We start from the raw sequence: 26,600 nt of genomic DNA on the forward strand, positions 1-26,600 counted from the left end.
GCAATTCCTGTCACTGACGTCGCCGGCGCGAAGCGGGATCTCAGATCCCGAATGTGCGCCGCAGCAACGGCAAAAGGGCTGCGGCAATGATGCCAGTGATGGTCCCAACAACCAGCCGCGCCGGGCGCGACTGGAACGACGGTGCCGTCGCGGCGAGCCCGCCGCAAACGACCGCGTAAAAGACCATCGACACTGGGTCCATCAGCCGACGCTCCCCTCAAGGCTGATGCCGATCAGCTTCTGCGCCTCGACGGCGAACTCCATCGGCAGTTCCTGGATCACTTCCTTGACGAAGCCATTGACGATCAGCGCAATCGCTTCCTCCTCGGGAATGCCGCGTTGCATGACGTAGAACTTCTGGTCGTCGGAGATCTTCGAGGTGGTCGCCTCGTGCTCGAACTGAGCGGTGGCGTTCTTGGCTTCGATGTAGGGCACGGTGTGCGCGCCGCACTGGTTGCCGATCAGCAACGAGTCGCACTGGGTGAAATTGCGGGCGTTGGTCGCCTTGCGGTGCGCCGAAACCTGGCCGCGATAGGTGTTCTGCGAGAAACCGGCGGCGATGCCCTTGGAAATGATGCGGCTCGACGTGTTCTTGCCGAGATGGATCATCTTGGTGCCGCTGTCGACCTGCTGGTAACCGTTCGAAACCGCGATCGAGTAGAACTCGCCACGGCTGTCGTCGCCGCGCAGGATGCAACTCGGGTACTTCCAGGTGATGGCCGAGCCGGTTTCGACCTGGGTCCACGAGATCTTCGACCGGTCGCCACGGCAGTCGCCGCGCTTGGTGACGAAGTTGTAGATGCCGCCCTTGCCCTGGGCATCGCCCGGGTACCAGTTCTGGACGGTCGAATATTTGATCTCGGCATCGTCGAGCGCAACCAGCTCGACAACGGCGGCGTGGAGCTGGTTCTCGTCACGCTGCGGTGCTGTGCAACCCTCGAGATAGGAGACGTAAGCCCCTTCCTCGGCAATGATCAGCGTGCGCTCGAACTGGCCGGTGTTTTTCTCGTTGATGCGGAAATAGGTCGACAGCTCCATCGGGCAGCGAACGCCCTTGGGTACGAACACGAACGACCCGTCGGTGAAAACGGCCGAGTTCAGCGTCGCGTAATAGTTGTCCGACGTCGGCACGACGGTGCCGAGATACTTCTTCACCAGCTCGGGATGTTCGCGGATGGCTTCCGAGATCGAGCAGAAGATGACGCCGGCCTTGGCCAGTTCGTCCTTGAAGGTGGTGACGACGGACACCGAATCAAACACCGCATCGACGGCGACACGGCCCGATTTGTAGACGTTGTCGCCAACGTCTTCGAGGTCCGGATCGACGGTCTTTTCCACGCCGGCGAGGATTTCCTGCTCGCGGAGCGGAATGCCGAGCTTTTCATAGACCTTCAAGATCTCGGGATCGACTTCGTCGAGCGAGGTCGGTCCGGGCGTGCTCTTGGGAGCGGCGTAGAAGTAGATGTCCTGGAAGTCGATCTTGGGGTAGTCGACGCGCGCCCAGTTTGGCTCTTCAAGCGTCAGCCAGCGGCGATAGGCGCCGAGGCGCCATTCGAGCATCCATTCCGGTTCGCCCTTCTTGGCCGAGATGAAGCGGACAATGTCTTCGCTCAGGCCCTTGGGGGCCTTGTCCATCTCGATGAACGATTCGAAGCCGTACTTGTATTGGTCGACGTCGATCTTGCGGACCTGCTCGATCGTTTCCTGCACAGCAGGCATAAGCGTTCTCCATCCACGCCGGGGTCAAGGCCCGACAGTTTTCAAACTATGGCACCGCTGGAGCGGCGTAAGTTCCATATAGTGTGTTTTTGCCGGGAATTCACCCGGAAGGATGCCTTTGGCACCCCTGACACACCCGTTCACTGGCCCTTGGGCCAAATTTTCCGCCGATCAGGCGGCTTTCGTACGGTCCGTGCGGCGCGAAAGAAGCGCTGCCAAAGCCGTTTCGAATTTTTCGACGTCCGCCTCGGATGTCTGCCGGCCAATCGAAACCCGCAGCGCACCGAGATTGTCGGCAAAGCCCATCGCCTTCAGCACATGGCTGGGACCGACCTTGCCCGACGAACAGGCCGAGCCGGCAGAGAGCGCAACGCCCGCAAGATCAAAGGCGATCTGCGCTGTCTCGGCCTTGATGCCCGGAATAGCGAAGAATGTCGTATTGGCAAGCCGTTCGACTGCCTTTCCGAAGATTTCAGCATCGGAAACAAGCCGGATGACCAAATCCTCGATGCGATCGCGCATGGCACGGACATGGTCGATCTCGGCGAGCCCTGCCAAGGCTTCGCGCGCCGCCGCGCCAAAACCCGCGATCGCCGACAGGTTTTCGGTGCCGCCGCGGTGGCCCTTTTCCTGGCCACCGCCAGTGACCAGCGGTGCCGGCATCATCAGGTCGGCTTGGGCGACGATGGCGCCGGCCCCCTTGGGGCCACCGATCTTGTGCGACGACAGAATCAGGTAATCGGCGTAACCGGCTGACATATCGAGAGGAATACGCCCAGCGGCCTGGACGGCATCAGCCACAAGAACGCCGCCTGCGGCTTTGACCAGTTCGGCAATCTTTGCGAAGGGCTGGACAACGCCGGTCTCGTTGTTGGCGGCGTGGATCGCCACCAGCGGCAGGCCTTCCGCCTTGTCGTGGGCGGTGAGTGCTGCTTCAAGCGCAGCCAGATCAATCGTACCGTTGGCGTCGACGCGGAGCCGCGTGATGCGCTCGGCCAGGAAACGGCCACCATTCAGGATGCAAGGATGGTCCGCTTCGGTGACGTAGAGGCGCGACATGCGCACAACACCTCGACCCATGCGCCAGTCCGGCGAAAGCAGCGTGGTCGCAGCCTCGGTGGCACCTGAGGTGAAAACGACATGCTCTGCCTTGGCGCCAACGAGGGCAGCGACATCGCGCCTGGCATCCTCGATGATCTTGCGGGCAGCCCTGCCCTCATTGTGCACCGACGACGGGTTGGCGGTGACATCAAGCGTCGCAACCACGGCCGCGCGCGCTGCGGGCAGCAGCGGCGCACTGGCATTGTGGTCGAGATAGGCGCGCGATCCGGCCATTTCCGTTCAATCTGCCCTGTCAAATCACGTTTGGGTGTGGGGACGCGCAATTTCCTTGAAATTCCAAGGCGAGCCGTCCTATCTACCCGCTTTGCCAAACGGGCGGTTTCGCCACCCAGTTTTGAACAGTTCTAAACTAGCTTCTAAGAAGACGCGTCCCTCGCGTCAAGGCTGGGCACAGGATTGTTTCATCGGCTTTGCGTCAAGTGGAGTAGTTTATGCCAGAGGTCATTTTTACCGGTCCGGCGGGTCGCCTGGAAGGTCGTTATCAGCCGTCCAAGGAAAAGAACGCGCCAATCGCCATCATCCTGCATCCGCACCCGCAGTTCGGCGGCACGATGAACAACAAGATCGTGTACGACCTCTTCTACATGTTCCAGAAGCGCGACTTCACCACCTTGCGCTTCAATTTCCGCGGCATCGGCCGCAGCCAGGGCGAATTCGACCACGGCACCGGCGAATTGTCGGATGCGGCCGCAGCGCTCGACTGGGTCCAGTCGCTGCATCCTGATTCCAAGAGCTGCTGGGTTGCCGGCTATTCCTTCGGGTCGTGGATCGGCATGCAGCTTTTGATGCGCCGGCCGGAGATCGAGGGCTTCATTTCGGTGGCGCCCCAGCCCAACACCTATGACTTCTCGTTCCTGGCGCCGTGCCCGTCGTCGGGCCTGATCATCCATGGCGATGCCGACAAGGTAGCGCCGCCCAAGGATGTACAGGGCCTGGTCGACAAGCTGCACACGCAAAAGGGCATCACCATCACCCAGAAGACGCTGACCGGTGCCAACCACTTCTTCGGCAACGATCCGGAGCTGGTGATCGAAGAATGCGCCGATTATCTCGACCGTCGTCTCGCCGGCGAGCTTTCGGACCCGCGTCCCAAGCGCCTGCGCTAAGAGGAGTTCCGCGCATGTATCAGCCCCCGCTGTTTCGCGAGACGCGGCCGGAGGTTCTGCATGCGCTGATCCGCAACCATCCGCTCGGCCTTCTGATCTGTAACGGATCGGCGGGCCCGGTGGCCAATCCGCTGCCCTTCCTCCTCGATGCCGATGTCGGGCCGAACGGCAGGCTGCGGGCGCATCTGGCGCGGGCCAACCCGCAATGGCGGCTGCTGGCCGATACGCCCGACATGCCGGTGCTGGTGGTGTTCCAGGGCGCCGACAGCTACATCACGCCGTCCTGGTACGAGACCAAGCGCGAAACCGGCAAGGTCGTGCCGACCTGGAACTATGCGACGGTGCAGGTGCGCGGCACCGCGCGAGTGATCGACGACAAGGACTGGCTCGCCGGCCAGATCGCCGAGCTCACCAAGACGCACGAGGCTGACCGGGCGGAGCCGTGGCAGGTGACCGACGCGCCGGACGCTTACATCGCGGCCCAGATCAAAGGCGTCATCGGGCTCGAGATCGACATCACCGGCATCGACGGCAAATGGAAAGTCAGCCAGAACCGGCCTGTCGGCGACCGCATCGGCGTCGCCGAAGGCATCGAGGCCGACCAGCGGGCTACTGACGGCATGGCGCAGTTGGTCCGGCGATATGGCGGGCTGACGGGCGAATAGCCCTTCCCGACCTGGAGCATCTCATGAACATCCCGCGTCGCGGCCGACAATGCCGCGCTTGTTGCCATCTGGGAGGATGCCGTCGCCACGTATCACTTCCTCAGCGAAGACGACATCCAGTTCTTCCGCCCGCTCGAAGTGCTGGTGGCAGAGGAAGACGGCACGCCCGTCGGCTCATCGGCCTAGACGGCCAGAAGGTGGAAATGCTGTTCGTGAGCGCCAGCCAGCACTGCAAGGGCATCGTCAAGGCGCTGATCGAGCGTGCAGGGCGGCTAAAGGGGCCGCACGAACTTAAAACAGGATGTCATCACGCACAGTGAAGACGTCCTCCCAGACAACCTGGCGAGTGTCGCCTTCCGTGAGCTTCGGCGGATTGTCACTGTAAAAATAATGATTTTCACCTTGGAGGTCGTCGATACAGTCAAATTCGATGACCGCCCCGGAAAAATTGCATCGCATGAATCCGTTCATGCCAGCTTCCGTCTTGTGCAGCCTCGAAATGGCGCAGTCGACAAAGATACACTCGAACATGTTGTAGGCGGAAACATCCAATCCCCTGCACCCGTAAAATGTCACGTTGGCGAAAAGGAAACCTCGCGTGTCGACGCTGGCAAAGTCGACCTCGTAAATGCGGCCGCGATTGTAAGAGACTTTTTCGCACCCAGTAACGAGCTCCCACACATTGTCATTCTCATCGTCACGGTCGCCGGTAATATCCAGGGTGCTCGGGAAGCGTTCGCCATTGGTCTTCGCGGCAGCGTTGACCGCTGCAATGACCTGACGAACGTGCTTGGCTCTATGGCCTTGCCTGCCCTTTTCCTGAATGTAGTCGACGAGCAGTGTGGCCGCCGCGTTCCGGAACTTGCGATTGGGCGCCTCGGCCACTGCCTGCAACGTCGCTGCCCCCGCAGAAACTTTTGAAAGGCTCTCGTCGGCCAGGAGTTCAGCGCCTTTCTGCAACAAAGCGGAGAGGTTGTTCTCCTCCGTCAGCGCAATCTGCTTGCGCAGCCCTTCAAGCTGCTCAAGGCCAGTATCCGCCTGCCTCGCGGATATCAACCCGCGCCAAACGATCGTAAAAAACGTTATGGCAGCAACCGCGAGAACCCCGAAAGGCGCGGCGATCTGAACACGCGTCAGACGCTCAATGTCCTTGTCTACCGAGAGTACCCACCAGAGTGCGAAGCCGGCACCAACAAGCAACAGAACACCGCCTGCAATGGCAGCACTCAGCCAGTTGCTTTCGCGCTCCCACGCGTCTTTGTCGACACGCGACCCCGCTTTCGACTCGTCCATCGGCTATCCCCCGCAGACGGGACGCTAGATTGGACAGGGTGCGCCGGCAAGCCGGTGGTCTTGCGGCCGATGCTGCGCGTTGTGCGCCAAGAGGGCTGACGGCATGAATTCGTCGAGGCCCTTAGGACCAACACCATTTCCAGCAAATCCGACCGAGACCGTGTCCGAGGTCGTGCCGGCGGCAGTCGAAGCAACGGACGACGGATTCTTGTTTTATCGCAAGCTACTTGGCGCAGGAATTTCATAAAATGAATCCGGGCCGCGTACGCGGCCCGGACGCTTTTAGTTCAGACAGCGGGGCCTTACTTGGCCTTGAGGAATTCGCCGACTTCGAGCAACACGAACTCGTTGTCGTCGGCCTTGTCGAGAGAACGACCGGCCGAGAAAAGGCAGGTTGTTGTCGTCGCCGACGACGATGTGTGTGGCATCGACCAGATCGACGTTCTCGATTGTGTTGAAGGGCATGTCGTAGAAGCCCTCGCCGCCGCCCTGGCGCTTCTTGTTGTCGGGGTCGGCGATGTTCATAAGGTCGATGTAGCCGATCTTGCGGACAGCCCCGCCGACATTGGCGTCGGACATCTCGATCTTGTAGATGCGCTTGAACAAGGCCGGGTTGGCGAAGCAGTCCGGCTGCGGGTTCTTGGCGTCAGCACATGCCTTGGCGGCAACACCGGCACCCTGGTCGCGCTCGATGACGAGTGCGGTGGTGGCGTCGATCATGTTGAAGTCGCCGATCGCATCGCCACCAGCCGAGAGCGGATAGAGCCAGCTGCGGCCGGTCCATTCCTTCTTGGCGGCGTCGAACTCGATGACGCGCAGCGCACGGTTGCCTTCGGCCTGCTCCATCGTACCGTCTTCCTTGAACAGCGCGCCTTCAAGCAGACCGTAGAGCTTGGAGCCGTCCTTCGATTGGGCGAGGCCCTCATAGCCGCCGGAGCGCTTGAGGTTGAACGCCGGCAGCGGCAGCGACGGGTTGGCCTGCAGCGTCAGCGTCGGATGGTCGGGTGACTTGACCGGCTTGCCATCGACGACCGTCCCGACGACATCGGTCAGCTTGCCGTCAAGATCGAACTTGAGCAGGAACGGGCCGAACTCCTCGCCGACCCAGAAGCCGTCGGCAACCGGCTGGATCGATTCGACGTCGAAGTCACCGCCGGTGAGGAAGCGAGTGTCGGAGCCTTCGAGCACGATCGGGAACGGCGCCTTGCGGTCCGGATCAGTCAGGAACAGCGTCTTGAGGCGATTGACTGTGCCCTTGTCCCAGTCGAACGAGACGTGGTGCAGCATCAGCGCTGCGTCCGTGGAGTTCAGCTTGTTGCCAAAGCCGTTGTCGGACAGCGACCAGAACGTGCCGTCGCCGACAGCCTTGATGCCAGAGAACCCCTGCACGGGCTGGCCGTCGAACGGCAGCGACAGACCGGTCAGACGGACGCCGTCCTTACCCGGAACGGTGCCGAGGCCTTCGGCGCGCTTGCGGTCAGGGGTCGTGAACTTGCCCGATGTACGCAGGTGCTCAGGCGCATTTTCGGGTGCCGCGATGATGGTGTTTGCCGGCAGAATCGCGTGTCCGGCGAGCGTTGCCTTGAATTCCGTCTCGTCCGCGAAGGCAGAAGCGGTGGTGAGCGCGAGAACGGCAGCAGCCAGATAGAGAGAGCGTCGCATGGTGGACCCCGATTGGTTGAAGGAACGCCCTCCAGCTAGGTCCACGCCATGTCGGGCGGGTGACGCCTCGATGAAACTTTGATGAAGTCCCCCGATCAGGATTCGGCGCGGATGCCGCCAGCCGCCAGAGCAACCCTATCCGCGCGACTCATCGCATAGACACGCGCCAAAAGCCCGTTCATCGGACCGGTGTGCTGGTAACGCATGCCGATCTTTTCCAGCACCTTCAACGAGGCGGCATTGTCGACATGGGCAAAGGCGATGAAATGGTCCCGGATATTGCGGTCGAAGAACAAGCCAGGCAGCGCTCCAGCGATCTCCGTGGCGTAGCCCTGCCCCCAGAACTCCGGTGCAATCGCATAGCCGAGCTCGAACTGGCCGGTAGCTGCAAACAAGGAAAAGCCGGCACGCCCGATGAAACGTCCGTCTTTTCGACGCAGCAGCTTCAGCTTTGTGATGCCAAATTGCCGGTATTCCTCGACCCAAGCCGCCATCCGTCCGGCTGCTTCCTCGCGCGTCCAGGGCTTTCCGTCACGGGAGAGGTAGCGTGAGGCGTCAACTTGCGAATGCAGCCGGACGAGATCGTCCAGATCTTCGTCACGCCAGATGCGAAGCAGCAAACGTGACGTTTCCAGTACAGTTTCTTCGAGCATCTTGCGGTTTGTCTCAGCTCGGCTCGGCGCGCAGCCCACCGCTGATCGGCACGCGGCAGCCGGTTGTCGTCGGGAAGGTCAGTGGAAGGCCAAGTGCCGAACGCACCGCCAGATAGGCCCAGGCTTCGGCCTCGGTGGCATCACCGTTGAGGCCAGCGTCTTCGGCGACGATCACCTGCATTCCGGCCTTTTCCGCGCCAGCCCGGAGGTCACCGACAACATGCGGGTTCTTGCGGCCGCCGCCGCAGACGATCCAGAGCTTTGGCGGCTCTGGCAGGTGCTCGACGGATTTCAGGATCGCTTCGGCCGAGACATGGGCAAGCGTGCGGGCGCCGTCTGATAGCTCCAGACCTTCGGCAAGCGCAAGCGTGAAATCGTTGCGGTCGAGGGATTTCGGTCCGGATTTCTGAAAGAACGGGTTGTCGAGGTAGCGTTCGGCCACATCGACCATCACGCCGCCTTCGCTGGCAATGGTGCCGCCGGCATCATAGGGCACCCCGCCCTCGCGACTGACCCACTGGTCGATCAGCGTGTTACCGGGGCCGCTATCGAAGGCGACGGGGTCGCCTCTGTCGGGAACGTAGGTGATGTTGGAGATGCCGCCGACATTGACGAACACGGTTGGTTTCATGCCGGCATAGGGCTCGGGCAGCGAGCGGGCGAGCGCTGCATGATAGGCCGGCACCAGCGGCGCGCCCTGCCCGCCATGGGTCATGTCGTTGGCGCGCATGTCGTAGACGACAGGAATGCCGGTTTCGCGCGCAAGCAAGGCGCCGTCGCCAAGTTGCACTGTGACGCCAAGATGAGGACGATGCAGCACCGTTTGGCCGTGGAAGCCGATCAGATCGGCATTCTGCCACGCGGCCGGCAAAGCGCGGATGAAATCCCTGACCGCCGCTGCGTGGCGGAGCGTGATCTCACGCTCCAGTTCGGCAAGGCCACCGGGACGATCCTCGCGCCGGACGATCGACTTGGCCGTCTCCAGCGAAGCCTCGATACGGCGGCGAAAGGCGGCGTCGTAAGCAACCGCCATCGACGGGCCAACGGTGATCTCGTTGACCCCGTCGGTGCGCAGGATGGCAAGGTCGATGCCGTCCATCGAGGTTCCGCTCATCAGTCCGATCGCAGTGATAACCGCCATGAAGTCCGCCATCCTTGTGATTCCGGGCCTGCAGATGCTAAAGCCCCAGCTTCGCCGATCCAATGCCGGATCGCCCGATCCAATCGTCCGCCAAGAGAAAGAACCATGTCCGGCTTCAAATCCGATTTCCTGCGCACCCTTTCCGAGCGCGGCTTCATCCATCAAGTCTCAGATGAAACCGGCCTCGACGATCTGTTCCGCAAGGAGACCGTGACGGCTTATGTCGGCTATGACGCCACCGCGACGAGCCTTCACATCGGCAATCTGATCTCGGCGACCATGCTGTACTGGATGCAGGAAACCGGACACCGGCCTATCGCGTTGATGGGCGGCGGCACCTCGATGGTCGGCGACCCTTCTTTCCGTGATGAGCAGCGCAAGCTGCTTACGCCTGAGGCGATCGGGTCGAACATCGAGGGCATCAAGAAGATCTTCGCCCGGATCCTGCGTTTCGGCGAAGGCAAGACCGATGCATTCATGGTCAACAATGCCGACTGGCTGCTGAAGCTCAATTACATCGAATTCCTTCGCGACGTTGGCCGCCATTTCTCCGTCAACCGCATGCTTTCCTTCGACAGTGTGAAGCTGAGGCTGGACCGCGAACAGTCTCTGTCGTTCCTCGAATTCAACTACATGATCATGCAGGGCTACGACTTCGTCGAACTCAGCCGCCGCTATGATTGCCGCCTGCAGATGGGCGGTTCGGACCAGTGGGGCAACATCATCAATGGCGTCGACCTCGGCCATCGCATGGGGACGCCGCAGCTTTACGCCTTGACCACGCCGCTTCTGACCACCTCGTCGGGCGCAAAGATGGGCAAATCCGCCAATGGGGCGGTCTGGCTCAACGACGACGTCTTTTCGCCCTATGATTTCTGGCAGTACTGGCGCAACACCGAGGATGCTGACGTTGAGCGCTTCCTGAAGATATTCACGCGTCTGCCGCTAGACGAAATCGCGCGCCTGGCAGCCCTTGGCGGGTCCGAAATCAACGACGCCAAGAAGGTTCTGGCGACCGAAGCGACTGCCATTGTTCACGGCCGTGTTGCCGCCGAACAGGCCGAGGAGACAGCGCGCAAGACTTTCGAGGAAGGCGCACTGGCCGAGTCACTGCCGACGGTGGAAGTCGCCGGCGACGAGCTGAAAGCCGGCATTGGCCTGCTGTCGCTGGTCGTTCGCGCCGGTCTTGCAGCGTCCAACGGCGAAGCACGCCGTCACGTGCAAGGCGGTGCGGTGCGCATCAACGATCAATCGGTCAATGATGAGCGCCGCTCCGTAACGACGGCCGACCTGACGCCGGAAGGCGTGGTCAAGCTGTCGCTTGGCAAGAAGAAGCACATTCTGGTGCGCCCGGCCTGATTGGCCACGCATCGCAAACAAGAATGGCCGGCAATGCCGGCCATTTTCATGTCTGGAGACGAGCGTTGGCTTATGCTCAATACTCGAAGATCGCCCGGAAGATTCCGGGCGCTATCACTGACAGCGGGTTGACGTGCAGCTTGGGCGCATTGGCATCGCCCGACAGCTTGTAGGTGACGCCGATCAGGCCGCGATCGCGGCCATTGCCCAGGATGACGCCGACCAGCGGCAATTCGCCGAAGATGCGGTTGAGCCCATAGGCCGGCATGAAGGTGCCGGTCATGTTCATCTGACCCTGCTGGTCGTAGAGCACGCCTTGGAAGGTGGTGCCGATCAGTGGCCCGCGCAAAACGCCGTTCTCCAGCGCCAGGTATTTTTCACGCTTGTCGATCTGGGCGAAGCCGCGCTCGAATTTCACCTTGGAGACATCGATGTCCTTGCGCACCGCCTGGTTGAGGCTGCGGTCGTCGCCTGCTGGCTTGCTGGAAACGATCGATGCAAGCCGCGGCTCGTCGACAACCACGAAATCACGCACATCGACCTGGCCCTTGAGCGGCCCATCTCCGCTGGACTCCAGTGCAAGTGCCAAGGAGCCGCCCTGCATGCGGGCATAAACGTCGAGGAAGCGCAGGATGGCACCGGCATCGGCCGAACGCACATCGAGGCGCCTGCCGCCGCCCTGCAGCGCATTGCTGACCGTTATCTGTCCACTCGAACTCGCCACCGCGTTGACGTTCAGGCTGCCGACCTTCGACCCGGCACCGGCATATTCGAGCGTGACGTTGGAGAGTTTTTCGCCGCTGAATCCGATCAGCGTCCCGACTTTGGCGCTGACCGAGACCGAGGATCCGCCCGTCGACTTGCTGGCCTTGTCGGTGTCGGCCATGAACTGCTTGATCAGCGCGCGCGCGTCGAGCGCATTGCCGTTGACCTGAACGGCAAAACCTTTGCCCGACCGCTTGATCTTCACCGAAACGTCGTCGTCGCGGTTCAATTTCACTTCGTTGAAACTGGCCGACGACAGGTTGGTGTCGGCGAACGAAACGTCGCCCTTGATGCTGAAGCTTTTGCCGCTCAGGTTGAAATCGGACAAGGTCGCGCGCGGACCGTCGCTGTTCATGACGAACGAAACCTTAGCCGGAATGCCGGGACCCTTGCTCCAGCCAACCCATGGAAGATCTAGCCGGGCCGCGGTCAGGTCGGCGACGATGTCGCGCTTGCCTTCGCCCAGTTGTTCGACATCGACCTTGATGGTGCCGGACAACAGATCGGACAGGCCGGGCATCATCGCATTGCGGGTCTTGTCGTCGAGCACAAGCTGGACGTTGCGCTCCTTTTCGCCTTCGCCGCGCAACGGCTCAACCAGATCCAGTTCGGCTGGCACGCCATTGAGCTTGCCCTTGGCCGCGATCACCGCCTTGTCGGGCGTAACCGTGATGTTTCCATCCGCCTCCGTCAGTTTCTGACCGTCAAATGCCTTGGCAACCGCGAGGCCGTCATAATCAAGCGCCACCTTCCAATCGAGCTTGTCGGTATCGATACCGCTGGTCAGCGGGATGTCGGCCTGAACGTTGCCGGTGACGTCTCCGGTCAACTCTTCAGGCAGGATGCCGACATGGCGCATCGCGTTGATCGGCTCGTAGGAGGCAAGCTCGGCCACGGCGTCGGCGCTGCCGGCGACGTCGATGTCGAGCGAACCGATGACCGGCATGACATTGGCCTTCACGACCTTCAGCTTGCCGTTGCTCGCAGCCACAGTGCGGCCGCTGGGCATGAAGACGGTGCCTTGCGACAGCGACACATCAACGTCGTTGCCGTGGAACTCGACAATGCCCCTGGCGTCGCGGATCGGCGGAATGCGGCCTGCCGTATCGAAACGCGAGCCATCGATCTCGAAACGGCCGAACACCTCCTGCGCGTTGAGCGGTATGCCATTGCCGAGCCGGTCGGGCCTGACGTCGAACTGGACGTTGCCGTCGACGACACGCCCGCCATAGAGCTTCTGCAGCACCCAGAGCCGGGCATTTCTCGCCGAGAACCATGGCCACAGCTGCTTTACATGCGCAACCGACATGTCGTGGATGTTGAAAGCAACGAAGATGCCGGGCGCCTTGCCGTCGACGAACTGGATCGACGCCTTGCCGAGCGCTTCACCGCCCGGCCCGGACTTCAAGCCGATCTGCTCGGCGGACAGCGTCTTGGTGACGACATCATAGGTGCCGGCAACGCGAGCCAGGAAACTGAGTGCCGGCTCGGGCGATTCGTCCGGCGCCAGACGCGATTCGCGGCTCATCAATTCGAAACGGTAGGCCGGGTTGTCGCTTGCGATGCCCGTTGCCGGGCGCGGGCCGACTGCGCCGTTGAAATCGAAGGTCGAACGACCGGTGCTGACCAGAAGTTGGCGGACATCAAGCTTGTTTTCGCCATCGGCAAGGCGCAGGTCGACGGTGACATCGCCGACCAGCTGGCCGCGCTCGTGCAGATCCAGCGTCGATTTGGAGATCGATCCCTTGGCGATCAGTTCGGAACCTTCGCCGTCACTGCCTTCGCGGCCGGTAATGACGAGGTCGGCCGAACCGATGCGGCTTGCCTTGGCCGCAGGTACGTCGGTCATGCCGGCAAGCGGATCGGTCATCGACACAGTGGCGTCGAGCGCAGCGATACGGCCGCCACCGGCTTCGCGTGCGGCCGACGCCGCGAGTTCGACATCACGGCCATCGATGTCGAAATTGGCGCCGACACGCAGTTCGCCCAGCCGCGTCTTGACCAGCGAGGCCTGAACGACACGGACTACTTTGACCTCGCCGCCCGAAGGCAGGACAAAATCGACGTTGGCCAGCGCGATTTCACGCATGCGCGTCATACTGGACCGCATCAAAGCCGCGGTGAATGCCACGGAACGTTTCGTTCAGCAGCTTCTGCGAGTCGATGAGACCATCTGGATTGCGCAATGCAGCGCTCCAGTCGGAGCCACCACCTGCCGGCATGGCATCGACAACGATGCGCGCGTCGGAAATGCTGGCATTGCCGAGGCGCACGTTACCTGTCAGCAGCGGCAGAAGCCGGATGCCGAAGCGCATCAGGCCAGCCTCGGCCATGGCGGTGCCACCAGCGCGCGTCAGCCTGACGTCGGGAACCTCGACCGCAATCAGCCTCAACCCATCGAGCGTCAGCCGCGCCTGCCCCATTGAAACGTCGACATCGACGCCGGCAAGGCCTTCGATGGCATGTTCGGCCTCGGCGCGCAGCCGGTCCTGGCCGATTCCTGAATAGCCGATTGCCTCGATCGCGATGATCGCCAGCAGGACCAGCGAGCCGACCACCGCGACCGCCGCCAGCACGCAATGTCCCGCGCGCCGCCGCACGGACGTACGCGGGCGCGAAAGCTCCTGGCCGGCAGCCGACGGCATCGTGCCGAGATCAGTGATCTCGTCACGTCTGAAACGGATTTTCTCGTGCCGGGGCACTTCCTGATCCACGCGATGTCCCGTAGTCGTTTCGGTCGTGGACGAATCCAAGTCCGGCATTGTTAACCTGACATCCTTGCGGGCTCACCCCGTAACTTCAAACAAGGGTATCGATATGTCTGAACTCGAGACCGGCCAAACCGCCCCGCAATTCGCTTTGCCACGCGACGGCGGCGGCATTCTGACGCTTTCCGACTTCGCCGGCAAACCTGTCGTCCTCTATTTTTATCCCAAGGACGACACATCAGGCTGCACAGCGCAGGCGATCGATTTCACTCAGCTCAAGCCTCAGTTCGAAAAGGCTGGAGCGGTCGTCATCGGCGTTTCGCCCGACAGCACCAAGAAACACGACAAATTCAAGGCCAAGCACCAAATTGGCATCGACCTTGTCGCCGACGAGGAGCGAAAGGCGCTCGAGGCCTATGGCGTGTGGGCCGAAAAATCCATGTATGGCCGCAAATATATGGGGGTCGAGCGCTCGACCTTCCTGATCGGTGCCGACGGCAAAATCGCAAGGATCTGGCGCAAGGTGAAGGTTCCCGGTCATGCCGCAGAGGTGCTGGAGGCGGTGAAAGCGCTGTAGCGAAATCATCAACTGCGGAACCAATTCCCTTGCCCGACGTTTCTGACGGGACGACCTTATAGGGAGAACAAAGATGTTCCGCAGTATCGTTCTTTGGATGATCGGCATTCCGATCCCGATTATCATCCTGCTTTGGCTATTCCTGCGCTGATGGACATGGTTCGCTGCAATCACTGAACCAGTTGCCTGCATTGAACTTACACATCGGCAATCAAAAAGCATTAACTGCTATTTTTTTGCAAAGAAACCCCCGCCCTGCTTTTGCATGACGGGGTTTCTATTCTTGCATCTGGATGCGCACAGGGTTTGCCATCCAGCCAGCAGTGCAAAGCTTTGTTAACCCTAATAATGTGTAATCGGATCGTCGCTGTCTCGTGATGAGAGTTCGGTCCGGTGAAAGCAGCAAGTCAGTCCGCCGTTTTCGGCAGGCGCAAAGAACCCCATACCGTCATCATTGCACGCGGCAACGAGATCCGGCACTTCACCGTGCGACCATGGGTTGCCGCCGCCGCCGGCTCAGCCCTCGCTGCCATCGCTGTCGGCTATCTCCTGGCCACATCCTATCTCGTGCTGCGCGACGATCTAATCGGCGCGGCAACCGCACGCCAGGCGCGCATGCAGCATTCCTATGAAGACCGGATCTCTGCCCTTCGCGCCCAGGTCGATCGCATCACCAGTCGGCAGCTGCTCGACCAGCAGTTGATGGAAACCAAGGTCAGTGAGTTGCTGGAGCGGCAGTCGCAGCTCAGCCAGCGCCATGGGAGACTTGGGCCGATCCTCGACAAGGCAGGCGCAGACGCGGCGGCGTCCGCACCGTCCGGCAAGACTGCGGACGAACGCGCCGAGCTTACCGGCAACACATTCGGAGAGACCGCGCCGCTCGCTTATGCCGCAGCCGATGCGACAGCGGTACGCCCATTCTCGTTCTGGTCGACAAGGTCGGCCGCACCGGACAGCGAAAGCCGGGCCGACCGCGCCGACAAGCTGTTCGTCACCATCAACAAGTCTTTACGCACCATCGAGACCGACCAGGTCGAGCGCATCGGTACGCTTGCCGAGAACGCCTACCAGACCGCAGGGGCGATCACCGAGGCGCTCGAGGATGCCGGACTGCCCGTCGCCGCCGATTTCGGCAAATCGGGCGTTGGCGGCCCGCTGGTGACGCTCGACAACCCGATGGCCTTCGACAGCAAAGTTAAGGAACTCGACGAAGCGCTCGACACACTCGACAGGCTCAAGAAGGAGGCGCGCAAACTGCCGCTTGCCAACCCGGCCGCCGGCCGTTCGATCTCGAGCACCTTCGGTGTCCGCACCGATCCGTTGATCGGCACGCCTGCCCTGCATTCGGGCATGGATTTCCGTGCGCCTTACGGCTCGCCAGCGCGCGCCACCGCCGCAGGCGTCGTCACCAAGGCCGGCTGGAACGGCGGCTATGGCCGGATGGTCGAGATCGACCATGGCGGCGGCTTCACCACGCGCTATGCGCATCTGAGCAAGGTGCTTGTCGCCCCCGACCAGAAGGTCGTGGCCGGCGACGAGGTCGGCGAAGTTGGCAGCAGCGGCCGCTCGACCGGCCCGCATCTGCACTATGAGGTGCGCCGCGACGGCGACGCCGTCGATCCGCTTCGCTTCATCAAGGCCGGCAAGAAGCTCGGCCAATATCTCTGAGTCACGCTTTCGAAAGGTGGCGTCCGGAAACTGTCGTCCACAGGTTCAAGGAGCCGTGGTGCGCATCGCGCGTCCAAGGCGCGGTCGCGAAATCCAGGTGAAAGCGTCCAGCAACGCCGATGCGCAGGCTCAAAGAGCCAACGCCCCACCATGCGCGTCGCATAGCAGCACGAATCGCCGTCGGCGGAGCTTTTGCGCGCGCACGATTCGTGTCTCGACGCTGCTGACAACAGCAGCACGAACGTGCTCTCAGGATGGAGGAGAAAATGCCGTCCAGCGCCATCGGCGCTTGCGGCAAACTTAATCTAGAGGATCAGTCGGCAAAGGCTAAGCCTTTGAAAAACTGGCGCGAGTGACGGGGCTCGAACCCGCGACCTCCGGCGTGACAGGCCGGCACTCTAACCGACTGAGCTACACCCGCGCTCTGGACGTTGGCGCTGGGCGCCGCGTCGTTGGCGGTGAATTACGGCGTTCGTTGGTAGGTGTCAAGCGACATCGAAGAGATAATCGACAATCTTCGTCGTCTATTTTTCAAGGCCGCGAAAACCCGGCTTTCGCACACACTTGCCTGCCCTTGCGGCATGTATTTGAACTTGCAGATCACAGCCGAACCGCTTAATGCTCCGCGCGGTTGGGGCGATTAGCTCAGTTGGTAGAGCGCTTCGTTTACACCGAAGATGTCGGCGGTTCGAGCCCGTCATCGCCCACCATTTTTTCTCAAGGCTTTCAGCAGCATACAAGGTCGCTTCGGCGGCCTTTATTTCCACGGCCACGAAAATGCCTGTTTACGTGGCGGTGGCAACCCCTTGAAAGACAAAGGCGATGGGCGGCTCCGAGGCGATGGGACATTGCCGGGATATGGAGCCGAATCGCGCTTGTCGGACTGTTTGCGGCAGTGGCGGCGGTCTCTGCCTGGCGACACCTGCGCAAGCCCTGGCTGCCGGCGGATGGCTCGTCGATTTTCCCAAGCCATATCCCGGCATTGGCCTCGGCGGTGATTTTGGGGCCGCGCCTGCCTATGTGACGAACGGTGTTGTCGGCCGACACGGCCCGCGCGACTTCACCTTTCCTGTCTGGCAGCAACAACGCTCGAACGATCATCGACGGTGCTGTTGAGATTACTCGGTCGAACTGGCGTGAGGTCTGCGATGAGGCAGATCTAACAGAAGTCAGAAGGAAGGCCTTCGAAGGTTACTAAGGAAGGTAGCGGCCCTAGATCCTGCAATCTCTATGCGAAATGGCGACCGACCCAATGATGGATCCGTCTGGACGCACGTAGACCTCATTGAAGATGCCACCTGATTTCAGCAATGGGCCGAATACATCGAAGCCGCAGAGACTGTTGGTGACGTCATTCTGAAACTGAGTAGTGAACTCAATTTCCTTGGTCACTGTGAACGTCCTGAAGAGCTGTGAGCCCCTGGCTTCGATTTTGGTGAGCGTCGTTATCTCATCGACCGGAATTGGGGGCTTGCCTTCCGCTGCCATCAAAGCAAACGTTCCTTCCAGCCCTTCCGATTTAAGCAAGAACTCTACGCTTGCTTGCTGAGCTTCTGGCCTAGAGCTTTCGACCATGTTGTTTGAGGCCTCCTCGAACACGGTGTTCAAAACGGGCGTCAGGAAGAGCATTAGGAAGCCAAAAGTAACCCCAACCCCACCTCTCAGAATACGGATTGGCTTGAAGTTGGACGGCTTCTTCGAAGGCGTGAACAGCATATAGAGATTGGCAAGAGGTATGAAGGCCAAGGCCATCAAACCGTTTTTGCCATTGATGTCGCGGGACCTTGCCATGCCGATCTTGCCAAGAAAGTAGCCGAAGATGACCGTCCCGCCCAAGACGCTGACAACCAGCACCCACACGTATCCGCCGGCGATAGCTGGAATTGTCAGCAGCCAAACAAACTGCAACGCAGATACGCAAACCATCAAGACCGCAGTGAAGGCAAAATAGGGCGCACGCGGCAGCTCAACATCTGCCTTTTCTGTAGCCCATGAGATGAATCCGCCAATAACTGCCGCAATGTAGCCGATGAAACCAAGTTGCGCCTCTGTAGCGCCCAGGAACTGGATTCCCAATTCTTCGAGCATGAAATCCCCCGCCGAAAAAGTTACGTTCAAAAGAGCATCGGAGCTCTCGATTTCACTGTTGGTTGTTGAAACCGTCTCCGTCAATGATGACATCGTCATCTGAGATTGCAATTGAGTTGGCTCAGTCCCCGATGACGGTTGTTTCCGTCACGTTGCGCTTGCGAACTCTGATCTCGATCCGTCGGCTAGAAGTCACGCCACTTGCCTGAGCGCGTTGTACCCTTGCGTTGCCCTTAGCTGAAGAAGATCACCTATTACGAGCCCGCAAGGGCACCACCTAGGTTTGTATTCGTGTATTCGCCTAGCTACTGTGATGCGAAGAAGTAACGAGACAGTTCGATAACGCCCCACCTGAGCGACAGCACGTCGGCGTTGGCTTCCTCTTCGCTGATCATTACCTCGGCCTTGCCGCCTAGTTTCTCGACCACATCATTTTGCTGCTCGCCGGCCACCTATCAATCATCAAACGACGTCGGCGTAGCGAATATCGTCATCGAAGCACTCGCGACCTGCTGCTTTGACGATGACATAACTTTTCTCGCCGACCCCCATATTCGATGCGAGTTTCGGGCCCAGCACGTCGCGCCGCCCCAGGCGATCCAGATCAAAACGTGAGCGCGGCGCGACTAACGGCCCCGAAAGTAGCCGCGATGACGGGGCTACGTGTTGCCGCGACCGCGCGCCCACTTCGCCCTCGCAACGCCGGCCCGACTGCCTATCTCTAGGCAATGCTTGCAGTCGTCGCCCTGATGTCCTTCGTCTCCGTCGCCTTGCCGTTGGCCTTCTGCTGGCGGTTGTGGCGACTCGACGAGCCCAGCCGACTGGGCTGGCTGCTGGTACTGGCAGAAAGCACGGTGCTGGTGATCTTGGTTGTGATCGTCGCGCGATGGAACATCGCCGGGATGTGGAGCCGCGTCGTGCTTGTCGGCCTGTTCGCGGCAGCAGCAGCGGTCTCAGCCTGGCGACATCTGCGCCGACCCTGGCTGCCGGCAGTTGGCTCTTCGATCATCCCCGGCCATCTCACGGCATTCGCCTCTGTCGTGGTTTTCGGGACGGCAGTTGCCTATGTTATGAGCGGCATTGTTGGCCGACACAACCCGCGCGGTTTTACCTTTCCACTCGAGGCAGGACGTTTCGTGATGGCACATGGCGGCACGATAGGCGTGCTCAACCATCACAGCGATCACCCTGCGCATCGGCATGCTCTCGACATCACCGCCGTCAACGATTCGGGCTTCCGCGCGACGGGGCTGTTGCCGGCCGAACCCGCCCGTTACGTCATCTTCGGCAAGACAGTGCTCAGTCCTTGCGACGGCACTATCCTGGCCGCAGTGGACGGACTGCCCGACCTTGCGCCACCCATGACCGACCGCGACAATCCCGCCGGCAACCATGTCGTGGTTTCCTGTGGCGATCTGAACATCGAGCTTGCCCATCTGCGCAAGGGAAGCGTTGCGGTCGCAGCCGGCGACAGGATCGTGGCAGGCGCTCCGATCGGCCAGGTCGGGAATTCCGGCAACAGCACCGAACCGCACCTGCACATCCACGCCATCGATGCACGCTCCGGCACTGGCGTCCAGATGTCGTTCAACGGCGCGGTTCCGGTGCGCAACACGCTGATAGCCAGATAGCTGCTAGCAGGGCGTCGTCGCCTCGGCGCTCAGCGCACCAGCGGCGCGACGGCGTTTTCGATCAAACGGACGAGGCTGAGCGCGGTCATCTCGGATGATTTCGGATTGGTCTTCAGCGGCTCGTTCTCCAGCCTCAGGTCGAGCTTGCCGAAGGCGCCAGTGGCACTGATCTCGTGGATGTTGCGCGAGGCCGCCGGATCGGCGACCAGCACGACACGTGTGCGATCGAGGCCGATGCCCGACAAGGCCGAGATGACGGCGACGTTGGCGTTCTGCGGGAACGCGTCCGCAGCCTGACGCGCCGTGCCGGCGAAGAACTCCGTGCGCCTGGCAAGCCTGTCCAAGTCGATCATCTCAGCAGCCCGGGTGCCCTTCCAGGCGAGCGGCGGCTTGATGATGGTATGCCTTGCCTCGTCGACCGGCAGGACCGATGCGGCAACCAGAGCGCCGAGATCGCCAAGCGCGCCCGAGGGGACGACGATGCGGCTGCCGGTTTCCTCGGCGACGGCCAAAAGCAGCCCGAGCATCGACTCATCGGTGAACGCGCTGACCGAGGACACCACGAAGCTTGCCGCATGCCGCAAAGCCGCCTCGCCCCAGATGGCGACGGCCGGGCGGCCAGCCGCTTCGATCACCATGTCGATGTCGAGCCCGCGCAGCTCTTCCGGGCTGGTTATCAGACGCACACCTTCCGGCAAATCTGGGCGCTCCCGTTCGGGGTCGCGCACGGCGATGGCCACGATCTCCACGCCCTCCGGCTGCCGCTCGGCGAGCAATTCGCCAACGCGGCCGGCGATGGCGCCCCAACCGACGAAGCAGAGCCGCAGACGACGCTTGCGCTCGTCAGAGGCCGACATAACGCTGCACCAGCTCGGCGTTGTTGGTCAGGTCCTCGCCGGTACCGGACCAGACGGTGCGACCCTTCTCAAGGATGTAGTGGCGGTCGGCCAGGCGCTTCAGCACGTTGAGGTTCTTGTCGATCAAAAGGATCGACTGCCCTTCCGCCTTCAGCGCCTCAATGCAGCCCCAGATCTCGGCACGGATGACCGGGGCAAGGCCTTCGGTCGCCTCGTCGAGGATGAGCAGTTTGGGATTGGTCATCAGCGCACGGCCGACGACCAGCATCTGCTGCTCGCCGCCCGACAGCGTGCCGGCTGCCTGGCCGGCGCGTTCGCGCAAGCGCGGAAACAGCGCGTAGACGCGTTCAAGCGTCCAGGCATCCTTGCGGCCGAGGCGATTGGCGGCGGTGGCAACGAGGTTTTCGCGCACGGTCAGCGTGGCAAATGTCTGGCGCCCCTCGGGCACCAGACCGACACCGAGCCGCGCCACGGTTTCGGGCGTGGCGCCGCAGACATTGCGCCCGGTGAAGCTGATTTCACCCGACAGCGGCTTGAGCAGGCCCATGATCGACTTGACCGTGGTGGTCTTGCCCATGCCGTTACGGCCGAGCAGCGTCACCACCTCGCCGTCGCCGATCTCCAGCGCGACGTCGAAAAGCACCTGGCTTCGCCCGTAGGCCGACTGCAGCTTGGCGACGCTCAGCATAGCTCGTCTCCCTCACCCAGATAGGCGGTGCGCACTTCCGGATTGTCCCTGATTTCGTCGACCGAACCGGTGGCGATGATGCGGCCATAGACCAGCACCGAGATGCGGTCGGCGAGTGCGAACACCGCCTCCATATCGTGCTCGACCAGCAGCATCGAAACCTGGTTCTTGAGGCCGCGCAGCATCTCGATCATCTGCTGGCTTTCGACATGGCCGAGACCGGCCATCGGCTCGTCGAGCAAAAGCAGGCGCGGCCTGGTGGCGAGCGCCACCGCCAGCTCAAGCTGCTTCTGCTCGCCATGCGACAGGTTCGCGACCAGCTCGTCGGCACGGTCGGCAAGCCCGGCACCAAAAAGGTAGCTGCGCGCGTCTTCGCGCAGTGCCACCTCATGCCGGGCATTGCCCAGAAGCGGAAGCTGTGGCCCTGCCGCACCTGGACGGCGATGGCGACGTTGTCCAGCACCGTATAATCGGGCAGCAGGCAGGTGATCTGGAAGGTGCGCGCCAGCCCCATCGACACACGTTTGGCGGTCGGCAAGGTGGTGATCGGCTGGCCGTCAAGTTCGATCGTGCCTGCGTTCTGCTTGAGCTCACCCATCAGCTGCGCAATCAGCGTCGTCTTGCCGGCCCCGTTCGGACCGATCAGGGCGTGGATCTCGCCCGGCTTCACGGTCAGATCGACATGGTCGGTGGCAAGCAGGCCGCCGAAGCGCTTGACCATGCCCTGGACGTTGAGAACGGGGGTGCTCATGCGCGCCTCCCAAGCAGACGGGCACCGAGCGCCTGGACGCCGCCTTGGGTGTAGAGCACGACGAACAGCAGGATCAGGCCGAGGCCGAGCTGCCAGTTCTCCGTCCAGGAGGCGAGGATGGATTCAAGCACGATGAACACGGCGGCACCGAGCAGCGGGCCAAACAGCGTGCCAACGCCGCCGAGGATGACCATCACCATCAGTTCGCCCGACTTGGTCCAGTGGATCATGTCGGGGCTGGCATAGCGCAGGAAATTGGCCATCAGCGCACCGGCCAGGCCGCAGCCCATGCCCGATATGACGAAGGCCATCAGCTTGTAGCGATAGGCCGGCAGGCCGATCGCCGCCATGCGCTTTTCGCTTTGGCGCAGGCCGACGATGACGTTGCCGAAACGCGAATTGACGATGCGCCAAAGGGTGAAGAAAAACAGCACCGTCATCGCCAGGCAGACATAATAGACCGTCTGCTTGTCGCGCATGTTGAGACCGGGCAGTTCATTGGCGCGGCGGATGATCAGACCATCATCGCCGCCATAGGTTTTCAGCGAGACAAACAGGAAAAACAGCATTTGCGCGAAGGCCAGCGTGATCATGATGAACTGCACGCCACCGGTGCGCAGCGACAGTGCACCGATGAGCGCCGCCATCAGGCCGGAGACCACCAGCGCCACCGGGATGGTGATCAGCATCTGGTTGGTGCCTGAAATGAAGCCGAAAAGCGGCTCGCCCAGCGAATAGTGCTGGTAAAGGATGCCAACGACATAACCGCCGATGCCGAAGAAGGCCGCGTGGCCGAAGCTCACCATGCCGCCATAGCCGAGCACGAAGTTGAGGCTCGCCGCCGCAATGCCGTAGATCAGCACGCGGGTTGCGAGCGATGTCAGCGCGGCATAGCCGGTTGCGTCGGCGACCGCAGGCAATGCGATCAGCGCAATCAGCACGCCGGCAAGCAAAGCGGGTCGCTTGAATGATTTGTCCATGGGCCAGTCAGCGCCTAGTTCAGGAATTTCGGATGAACAGGCCCTTCGGCCTGATGAGAAGCACGATCGCCATCAACAGATAGATGCCCATCGACGAGATGCCGGCGCCAAGCGCGTCGGCCTCCGGGCCGACCATGACCTGGCGCAAAAGGCCGGGCAGATAGGCGCGCAGGCCGGTGTCGACGATGCCGAGGATGAGGCTCGCGAAAAAGGCGCCACGGATCGAACCGACGCCGCCGATGACCACGACCACAAAGGTGGTGATGAGGATCTGCTCGCCCATGCCGACCTGCACGGCGAGGATCGGGCCGGCCATGAAGCCGGCAAGACCGGCGAGCAGCGCGCCAAGGCCGAACACCAGCGTGTAGAGCAGCCGGATATCGACGCCCAAGGCCCGTACCATCTCGCGGTTGGTCGAGCCGGCGCGCACCAGCATGCCGATGCGGGTCTTGTTGATCAAAAGATAGAGCCCGATCGCAACAAGCAGGCCGACAGCGATGATTGCCAGACGATAGACCGGATAGACGAGGCCGGGCAGGAGCTCGACCGAGCCGCCCAGTATTTCGGGCATCGACACAAACAGCGGCTGGCGTCCGAACAGGATGGTGATCGTCTGGTTGAAGATCAGGATCAGGCCGAAGGTGGCCAGCACCTGGTCGAGATGGTCACGTCCATACAGTCGCCGAACCACCAGGAATTCGATCGCGGCGCCGGTGACGGCAGCAGCCGCAAGGGCTGCCGGAATGCCGAGCCAGAACGAACCGGTCTCGGTCGCGACCCACGTGCCGGCATAGGCGCCGATCATGTAGATCGAGCCGTGCGCCAGATTGATGACGCCCATGATGCCGAAGATCAGCGTCAGGCCGGCCGCCAGCAGGAAAAGCATGACGCCGAATTGCACGCCATTCAGCATTTGTTCGAGGAAGAGCGTCATCGCCTGTCGTTTCGATTGGGGAAGCTGGAAAATTGGCGAGCGGCAGCTGCCGCCCGCCACGGTGAACCGGTCGAGCCTACATCTTGCACTCAGCGGCGTAGGCGTCGCCATGGTCCTTGAGGACCTCGCCGATAGTCTTCAGCACCGGCTTGCCGTCGTCGCCCTTTTCGACCTTCAGTGCGTACCAGTTCTGCACCGGGTGCTGGTTGGGGCCGAAGGCGAACTTGCCGCGCACGGATTCGAAATCGGCCTTGCGCAGTGCCGTGCGGAACGCGTCGGCATCATCGATGTTGCCGCCGGTCGCCTTCAGCGCCGAAGCATAGGCAAGAGCTGCGTCATAACCCTGGCTGGCATAGTAGGTCACCGGACGATTGTAGGTCTTGTTCCAGGCGTCCATGAACTTCTTGTTGGCGGCGTTGTCGAAGTCGGAGTTCCAGTGACTCGTCACGTTGAGGCCAATGGCGGCATCACCGACGGCAGCGAGCGTGACGCCATCCATCGACGGCTCGGCGACAACCATCGGCACTTCCTTCATCAGGCCCGACTGCTCGTACTGGCGCAGGAAAGTGATGCCGAGACCGCCCGGATGGAACTGGAACACCACGTCGGGCTTGGCGGCGCGGACCTGGGCGAGCTCGGCGGCAAAATCGGTCTGGTCGAGGCGGGTGTAGATTTCGCCCGCGATCTCACCCTTGAAATAGCGCTTGAAGCCGGCGATGGCGTCCTTGCCGGCCTGGTAGTTCGGGGCCAAGACGAAGGCCTTCTTGTAGCCGAGATTGGTGGCGTTCTGGCCCGCACTTTTCGTGCAAGGAATCGTTCTGCCAGGAAACGACGAAGTAGTTCTCGTTGCACTCCTTGCCGGCCAGGTTCGACGGCGCGGCATTCGGGCTGACATAGAACGCGCCGCCATCGACGATGTCGGGCACGGTGGCGCCGGCAACGTTGGAGAAGACGATGCCGGTGAACAGCTTGATGCCGTTTTCGCTCTGGAAGCGCTCGGCGATCTGCTTGCCCTGCCCTGGCTTCAGGCCATCATCCTCAACGACGAGTTCGACAGGCACGCCACCGAGCTTGCCGTCTTCCATGGCGAGCTTGAAGCCGTCGCGGATGTCCTGGCCGAGATAGCCGGCCGGGCCAGAAAGCGTGGTGATCATGCCGATCTTGACGGCGTCGGCAGCGAAGGCCGGCAGCGTGGCCAGCGCGATGGCGGAGGCGGCGAGCAATGTAGTCCTGAATTTCATGGGTCAGTTCTCCTCTGGGCGGCGTCTTGCTGACGCGCGTTGTTGTGAGCCGGCTGGCCGGTCGCCTCGACATCGAGAGGCACGAACCGGAAAGAAGCCGCTTCCGTCGTCAGCCGACCGAAGACAGGAGCGGGAAAATGGTAAGGCGCAAGCACAGTGCTGGCCGCAGCCGCATCGGCGAGCAGTGCGATGCGTGTCGTACGCGCCTGCTCGGGGTCGTCGCAGAAGTTGCAGACGATGCCGTCATCGCCGAGCTGCAGTGGGTGATGCACGGCGTCGGCGAGGAACAGCAGCTCGCCCTCCCCTGTTGCCAACGACACCACCACCATGCCCGGCGAATGGCCGGGCGCCGGCTTCAACTGGAGACCGGCGACTATCTCGGCATCGGAGGCGACCGCCTCGAAGCCGACCGTCTCGATGATAGGCAACACGCTGTCCGCAAATGCGCCATTCAGCGTATTGCCGTCGGTCGAGGCCGCTTGGACCTTGGTCCAATGGGCAAGCTCGGCTTCTGCAACGACGTAGCGCGCATTGGGAAAGGTCGGCTGCCAGGTCTCGCCTTCCCGCCTGGTGTTCCAGCCGACATGGTCGGCGTGCAGATGCGTGTTGATGACGATGTCGACGTGCTCGGGCGAAACGCCGATGGCCGCAAGCGTGTCGAGGAATTGCGTCTTGCGGCGATGCCAGGCCGGGCGGTGCGGCCGCTCCTTGCCATCGCCGATGCCGCCGTCGATCAGCGCGACGTAATCAGGCGTCTGAATGACGTAGCAGTTGAAGCTGAGCGCGACCGTCTCGCCCTCCGGATCGACGGTACCTGTGGGCGAACGACGCGCGGCGGCATCGAGATCCTCGCGCGACAGTCCGGGGAAGAGCGCCTTGGCCGGCCAGGCGACATTGGCCATATCAGGGATGCAGGTCACCACGACTGAACCAGCCAGCAGCTGCTCCAATTCGATGCCGAGTTCCCTGATATGTCGCCTGACAACCTTCAT

Annotated in this window: 21 protein-coding genes, 2 tRNA genes and 3 pseudogenes; 7 read left to right on the forward strand and 19 right to left on the reverse strand. The window is 61.8% G+C overall.

All coding sequences use genetic code 11. The features are described from left to right. Positions 1 to 40: 40 nt before the first annotated feature. The 3 genes from ACHMW7_RS19755 to ACHMW7_RS19765 all read right to left on the reverse strand — a co-directional run bounded on the left by ACHMW7_RS19755 (position 41) and on the right by ACHMW7_RS19765 (position 3,054). Positions 41 to 202: a hypothetical protein gene (locus tag ACHMW7_RS19755; protein ID WP_184768936.1), complete on the reverse strand. Its 162-nt coding sequence runs from the start codon at positions 200 to 202 to the stop codon at positions 41 to 43. After that, the gene (gene sufB, locus ACHMW7_RS19760; protein ID WP_395447219.1) at positions 202 to 1,719 is read right to left on the reverse strand and encodes a Fe-S cluster assembly protein SufB; all 1,518 of its coding nucleotides are present in this window, start codon (positions 1,717 to 1,719) and stop codon (positions 202 to 204) included. Before sufB ends, ACHMW7_RS19755 begins: the two co-directional genes overlap by 1 nt. A gap of 171 nt (positions 1,720 to 1,890) precedes the next feature. After that, the gene (locus ACHMW7_RS19765; protein ID WP_395447220.1) at positions 1,891 to 3,054 is read right to left on the reverse strand and encodes a cysteine desulfurase family protein; all 1,164 of its coding nucleotides are present in this window, start codon (positions 3,052 to 3,054) and stop codon (positions 1,891 to 1,893) included. Positions 3,055 to 3,272: 218 nt separating this feature from the next. On the opposite strand from ACHMW7_RS19765, the gene ACHMW7_RS19770 reads away from it, so the two are divergent. Continuing rightward, the gene (locus tag ACHMW7_RS19770) at positions 3,273 to 3,947 is read left to right on the forward strand and encodes an alpha/beta hydrolase (protein ID WP_395447221.1); all 675 of its coding nucleotides are present in this window, start codon (positions 3,273 to 3,275) and stop codon (positions 3,945 to 3,947) included. 14 nt (positions 3,948 to 3,961) lie between these two features. Then, complete coding sequence (locus tag ACHMW7_RS19775) at positions 3,962 to 4,612, forward strand: FMN-binding negative transcriptional regulator (protein ID WP_395447222.1); 651 nt, start codon at positions 3,962 to 3,964, stop codon at positions 4,610 to 4,612. 291 nt (positions 4,613 to 4,903) lie between these two features. Here ACHMW7_RS19775 and ACHMW7_RS19780 read toward each other — a convergent pair whose 3' ends face one another. From ACHMW7_RS19780 to ACHMW7_RS19795, 4 genes and pseudogenes are all read right to left on the reverse strand, one after another. After that, positions 4,904 to 5,905, reverse strand: a complete 1,002-nt coding sequence (locus ACHMW7_RS19780) for a hypothetical protein (RefSeq protein WP_395447223.1) — start codon at positions 5,903 to 5,905, stop codon at positions 4,904 to 4,906. Positions 5,906 to 6,207: 302 nt separating this feature from the next. Then, a pseudogene (locus ACHMW7_RS19785) lies at positions 6,208 to 7,567 on the reverse strand (esterase-like activity of phytase family protein). Positions 7,568 to 7,662: 95 nt separating this feature from the next. Then, entirely contained in the window at positions 7,663 to 8,259 is a 597-nt protein-coding gene (locus ACHMW7_RS19790; RefSeq protein ID WP_395447224.1) for a GNAT family N-acetyltransferase, read from the reverse strand. After that, a complete protein-coding gene (locus ACHMW7_RS19795; protein ID WP_395447225.1) occupies positions 8,234 to 9,361 on the reverse strand; it encodes an anhydro-N-acetylmuramic acid kinase in 1,128 nt (375 codons plus the stop codon). Before ACHMW7_RS19795 ends, ACHMW7_RS19790 begins: the two co-directional genes overlap by 26 nt. Before the next feature lie 105 nt (positions 9,362 to 9,466). Between ACHMW7_RS19795 and tyrS the strand changes: the two genes are divergently transcribed. Next, entirely contained in the window at positions 9,467 to 10,720 is a 1,254-nt protein-coding gene (tyrS, locus tag ACHMW7_RS19800; protein ID WP_395447226.1) for a tyrosine--tRNA ligase, read from the forward strand. A 76-nt stretch (positions 10,721 to 10,796) separates the two neighbouring features. On the opposite strand, the gene ACHMW7_RS19805 is transcribed toward tyrS, so the two are convergent. Together ACHMW7_RS19805 and ACHMW7_RS19810 are read right to left on the reverse strand one after the other, a co-directional pair. After that, positions 10,797 to 13,583, reverse strand: a complete 2,787-nt coding sequence (locus tag ACHMW7_RS19805) for a DUF3971 domain-containing protein (RefSeq protein ID WP_395447227.1) — start codon at positions 13,581 to 13,583, stop codon at positions 10,797 to 10,799. Next, positions 13,567 to 14,199: a hypothetical protein gene (locus ACHMW7_RS19810; protein ID WP_395447228.1), complete on the reverse strand. Its 633-nt coding sequence runs from the start codon at positions 14,197 to 14,199 to the stop codon at positions 13,567 to 13,569. The genes ACHMW7_RS19805 and ACHMW7_RS19810 overlap by 17 nt, the downstream gene beginning before the upstream one ends. A 103-nt stretch (positions 14,200 to 14,302) precedes the next feature. Here ACHMW7_RS19810 and bcp point away from each other — a divergent pair, with 103 nt between their 5' ends. Then, on the forward strand, positions 14,303 to 14,770 hold the full coding sequence (bcp, locus tag ACHMW7_RS19815) for a thioredoxin-dependent thiol peroxidase (protein WP_395447229.1): 468 nt from the start codon (positions 14,303 to 14,305) through the stop codon (positions 14,768 to 14,770). A gap of 393 nt (positions 14,771 to 15,163) precedes the next feature. Then, positions 15,164 to 16,438: a M23 family metallopeptidase gene (locus ACHMW7_RS19820; RefSeq protein WP_395447230.1), complete on the forward strand. Its 1,275-nt coding sequence runs from the start codon at positions 15,164 to 15,166 to the stop codon at positions 16,436 to 16,438. Between the two features lie 344 nt (positions 16,439 to 16,782). Here the strand turns inward: ACHMW7_RS19820 and ACHMW7_RS19825 are convergent. Further along, a tRNA-Asp gene (locus ACHMW7_RS19825) sits at positions 16,783 to 16,859 on the reverse strand. Between the two features lie 213 nt (positions 16,860 to 17,072). Between ACHMW7_RS19825 and ACHMW7_RS19830 the strand changes: the two genes are divergently transcribed. Then, positions 17,073 to 17,148, forward strand: a tRNA-Val gene (locus ACHMW7_RS19830). 502 nt (positions 17,149 to 17,650) lie between these two features. On the opposite strand, the gene ACHMW7_RS19835 is transcribed toward ACHMW7_RS19830, so the two are convergent. Together ACHMW7_RS19835 and ACHMW7_RS19840 are read right to left on the reverse strand one after the other, a co-directional pair. Next, positions 17,651 to 18,625 (reverse strand): hypothetical protein, encoded by a 975-nt coding sequence (locus ACHMW7_RS19835; RefSeq protein ID WP_395447231.1) that lies wholly within the window; start codon positions 18,623 to 18,625, stop codon positions 17,651 to 17,653. Between the two features lie 206 nt (positions 18,626 to 18,831). Beyond that, complete coding sequence (locus tag ACHMW7_RS19840) at positions 18,832 to 18,954, reverse strand: hypothetical protein (RefSeq protein ID WP_395447232.1); 123 nt, start codon at positions 18,952 to 18,954, stop codon at positions 18,832 to 18,834. A 321-nt stretch (positions 18,955 to 19,275) separates the two neighbouring features. Between ACHMW7_RS19840 and ACHMW7_RS19845 the strand changes: the two genes are divergently transcribed. Then, the gene (locus ACHMW7_RS19845; RefSeq protein ID WP_395447233.1) at positions 19,276 to 20,157 is read left to right on the forward strand and encodes a M23 family metallopeptidase; all 882 of its coding nucleotides are present in this window, start codon (positions 19,276 to 19,278) and stop codon (positions 20,155 to 20,157) included. Positions 20,158 to 20,186: 29 nt separating this feature from the next. Here the strand turns inward: ACHMW7_RS19845 and ACHMW7_RS19850 are convergent, their stop codons facing one another. From ACHMW7_RS19850 to ACHMW7_RS19880, 7 genes and pseudogenes are all read right to left on the reverse strand, one after another. Then, the gene (locus ACHMW7_RS19850; protein WP_395447234.1) at positions 20,187 to 21,014 is read right to left on the reverse strand and encodes an aspartate dehydrogenase; all 828 of its coding nucleotides are present in this window, start codon (positions 21,012 to 21,014) and stop codon (positions 20,187 to 20,189) included. After that, complete coding sequence (locus ACHMW7_RS19855; RefSeq protein ID WP_395447235.1) at positions 21,001 to 21,702, reverse strand: ABC transporter ATP-binding protein; 702 nt, start codon at positions 21,700 to 21,702, stop codon at positions 21,001 to 21,003. Before ACHMW7_RS19855 ends, ACHMW7_RS19850 begins: the two co-directional genes overlap by 14 nt. Next, positions 21,696 to 22,453: pseudogene (locus ACHMW7_RS19860) on the reverse strand (ABC transporter ATP-binding protein). The gene ACHMW7_RS19855 and the pseudogene ACHMW7_RS19860 overlap by 7 nt, the downstream one beginning before the upstream one ends. Next, entirely contained in the window at positions 22,450 to 23,433 is a 984-nt protein-coding gene (locus tag ACHMW7_RS19865) for a branched-chain amino acid ABC transporter permease (protein WP_395447236.1), read from the reverse strand. Before ACHMW7_RS19865 ends, ACHMW7_RS19860 begins: the two are co-directional and overlap by 4 nt. Positions 23,434 to 23,452: 19 nt before the next feature. After that, positions 23,453 to 24,367, reverse strand: coding sequence for a branched-chain amino acid ABC transporter permease (locus ACHMW7_RS19870; protein ID WP_395447237.1), 915 nt, complete (start codon positions 24,365 to 24,367; stop codon positions 23,453 to 23,455). Between the two features lie 76 nt (positions 24,368 to 24,443). Beyond that, positions 24,444 to 25,608, reverse strand: a pseudogene (locus tag ACHMW7_RS19875) (ABC transporter substrate-binding protein). Continuing rightward, complete coding sequence (locus ACHMW7_RS19880) at positions 25,605 to 26,600, reverse strand: MBL fold metallo-hydrolase (RefSeq protein ID WP_395447238.1); 996 nt, start codon at positions 26,598 to 26,600, stop codon at positions 25,605 to 25,607. The pseudogene ACHMW7_RS19875 and the gene ACHMW7_RS19880 overlap by 4 nt, the downstream one beginning before the upstream one ends.

This window comes from Aminobacter sp. UC22_36, from assembly GCF_044056035.1.
GTDB lineage: Bacteria > Pseudomonadota > Alphaproteobacteria > Rhizobiales > Rhizobiaceae > Aminobacter.

Excerpts from the sequence above, each read along its gene's own strand:
- ACHMW7_RS19870 (WP_395447237.1), bottom strand. The coding sequence starts at position 24,367 with ATGACGCTCTTCCTCGAACAAATGCTGAATGGCGTGCAATTCGGCGTC.
- bcp (WP_395447229.1), top strand. The coding sequence starts at position 14,303 with ATGTCTGAACTCGAGACCGGCCAAACCGCCCCGCAATTCGCTTTGCCA.
- ACHMW7_RS19845 (WP_395447233.1), top strand. The coding sequence starts at position 19,276 with ATGTCCTTCGTCTCCGTCGCCTTGCCGTTGGCCTTCTGCTGGCGGTTG.
- ACHMW7_RS19780 (WP_395447223.1), bottom strand. The coding sequence starts at position 5,905 with ATGGACGAGTCGAAAGCGGGGTCGCGTGTCGACAAAGACGCGTGGGAG.
- ACHMW7_RS19850 (WP_395447234.1), bottom strand. The coding sequence starts at position 21,014 with ATGTCGGCCTCTGACGAGCGCAAGCGTCGTCTGCGGCTCTGCTTCGTC.
- ACHMW7_RS19880 (WP_395447238.1), bottom strand. The coding sequence starts at position 26,600 with ATGAAGGTTGTCAGGCGACATATCAGGGAACTCGGCATCGAATTGGAG.
- ACHMW7_RS19855 (WP_395447235.1), bottom strand. The coding sequence starts at position 21,702 with ATGCTGAGCGTCGCCAAGCTGCAGTCGGCCTACGGGCGAAGCCAGGTG.
- ACHMW7_RS19770 (WP_395447221.1), top strand. The coding sequence starts at position 3,273 with ATGCCAGAGGTCATTTTTACCGGTCCGGCGGGTCGCCTGGAAGGTCGT.
- ACHMW7_RS19795 (WP_395447225.1), bottom strand. The coding sequence starts at position 9,361 with ATGGCGGTTATCACTGCGATCGGACTGATGAGCGGAACCTCGATGGAC.
- sufB (WP_395447219.1), bottom strand. The coding sequence starts at position 1,719 with ATGCCTGCTGTGCAGGAAACGATCGAGCAGGTCCGCAAGATCGACGTC.
- tyrS (WP_395447226.1), top strand. The coding sequence starts at position 9,467 with ATGTCCGGCTTCAAATCCGATTTCCTGCGCACCCTTTCCGAGCGCGGC.
- ACHMW7_RS19755 (WP_184768936.1), bottom strand. The coding sequence starts at position 202 with ATGGACCCAGTGTCGATGGTCTTTTACGCGGTCGTTTGCGGCGGGCTC.
- ACHMW7_RS19775 (WP_395447222.1), top strand. The coding sequence starts at position 3,962 with ATGTATCAGCCCCCGCTGTTTCGCGAGACGCGGCCGGAGGTTCTGCAT.
- ACHMW7_RS19805 (WP_395447227.1), bottom strand. The coding sequence starts at position 13,583 with ATGACGCGCATGCGTGAAATCGCGCTGGCCAACGTCGATTTTGTCCTG.
- ACHMW7_RS19765 (WP_395447220.1), bottom strand. The coding sequence starts at position 3,054 with ATGGCCGGATCGCGCGCCTATCTCGACCACAATGCCAGTGCGCCGCTG.
- ACHMW7_RS19835 (WP_395447231.1), bottom strand. The coding sequence starts at position 18,625 with ATGACGATGTCATCATTGACGGAGACGGTTTCAACAACCAACAGTGAA.
- ACHMW7_RS19865 (WP_395447236.1), bottom strand. The coding sequence starts at position 23,433 with ATGGACAAATCATTCAAGCGACCCGCTTTGCTTGCCGGCGTGCTGATT.